The following is a 1,436-nucleotide window of genomic DNA, read 5'->3' on the forward strand; positions in this document are numbered from 1 at the left end:
TGCACGGTAACAGTGCCGTCGGGTTCGGAGATGCCGGCGCTAATCGACGTATGCGTGGCGTCAACGTCCACGGCCGCGCCGAACACCACCGGCCTGCCGGCCAGTTCGGCGGGCTGTATCGGCCGGCACTCGGTGGCGTCCCACAGGTCGGCGTTTATCACTCGGTCAACGATTCCAACGTCACGGCGGTTGCCGAACGCTCGCGCCCATCCTGCCGGGTTGCCTCTGAACTGTTCGTGGAAGTCGGCCAATTGCGCTTTGTTCCACAACAGCCCGGCCGCAGGGTGATAGCGCATGATGGCGTTCAAGTCCTCCGGGTCTTCGTCGTCGGGCAAGCCGAAGTCGAACCAACAGGTGCGGCGTGACTGCTCCCCGTTCCTGCAAGCGTCCAAGCGTTGGTTGAAGAACGTTGATTCCGCCGTGCCCTCGGTGCTGGTAATCCATAGTTGAGGTTGCACGCCGGTGGCCTTTAGTCTGGTCGCCATCGTCGGCATGAAGCCGTCCAGTATGGTGTTGCCCGTTTCCTCGGATAACGAGAACGCTTCGTCAAGCGTGATTTTGTCGCCCTGCACGCCGTGGCCGGCTACCTTGGTCACGCTCTTTGGCATAATCACGCTGCCGTTCATAAAGGGCTGGCGCAAGTCTCCAGCCCCGAGATATGGCCGGGTGGTGATGGCAGAAAGCGGCGAGTCACGAAGCGTTTTCAAGTATTTCTTGAAGTGGTCGCCGGCGTCCTTGCCCGTCTGCGCCAGATAGTAGATGAAGCGATCAGGCCCCCACAGGGCGTTCCGGGTGTCNAGCGTCGATTTGCCGCACTGCCTTGGCGTGCTCAGTATCACGGTGTCGTAATAGTAGGTTCCCGTTTCCGGGTCGATCTCTCCGGCCACGTCGGCGACGTATCGTTGCCACGGCAGCAATGGCGTGCCAAGCAGTTGGGCGAACTTGGCGACTATGGCCCCGTCTGTTCGACGGCTTTCGTCGCGCTTGGTGCCGCCTCTTGCCGGTGTCATGCCTTGGCCTCTTGCAGCAGTCCGGCCAGTGCCGGGTCGATTTCCTTTTGCGTCGAGAACTTCGTTTCAAGCTCCTGATACCACGACAGAAGCTGTGCCATGACGCGGCTTGTGTCGCGGCCCTTGGCGTTGAGCGCGTCGAAGTTACGGGAAATGTTGATCATGGTCTTGCAGATGTACCGGGCGCTTGGGTTCAGCGTCCTGCCTTCCACGAAGCTGTCGATAAGTTCCTTCGTGGCGCGTTCCTGTAGGCCTTCGTTGGGCATGTAATAGTCCTCGAAGCCCTCCAATGTCATTTGCATGGTTTCACCTCTTTTTCGTTGGTATTCCGCCGTTTTTCAAATATTTTTTATCCGTTTTGAGAGAGTAAAAAACTGGGCGCGGGGTCTTCCTTCGCGTCGATTGCTTAAAAAATCACCATTCCGG

Annotated in this window: 1 protein-coding gene and 1 pseudogene; both read right to left on the minus strand. The window is 58.7% G+C overall.

Annotation, left to right across the window (positions count from 1 at the left end):
* Window positions 1-1,010: pseudogene (locus AC1AUD_RS13660) on the minus strand (hypothetical protein); the annotation flags it as partial.
* Entirely contained in the window at window positions 1,007-1,312 is a 306-nt protein-coding gene (locus tag AC1AUD_RS13665) for a hypothetical protein (RefSeq protein ID WP_476574926.1), read from the minus strand. The pseudogene AC1AUD_RS13660 and the gene AC1AUD_RS13665, both read right to left, overlap by 4 nt.
* Window positions 1,313-1,436 lie beyond the last annotated feature (124 nt).

The sequence above is a fragment of the Bifidobacterium sp. LH_730 genome (assembly GCF_056355835.1).

Excerpts from the sequence above, each read along its gene's own strand:
- AC1AUD_RS13665 (WP_476574926.1), bottom strand. The coding sequence starts at position 1,312 with ATGCAAATGACATTGGAGGGCTTCGAGGACTATTACATGCCCAACGAA.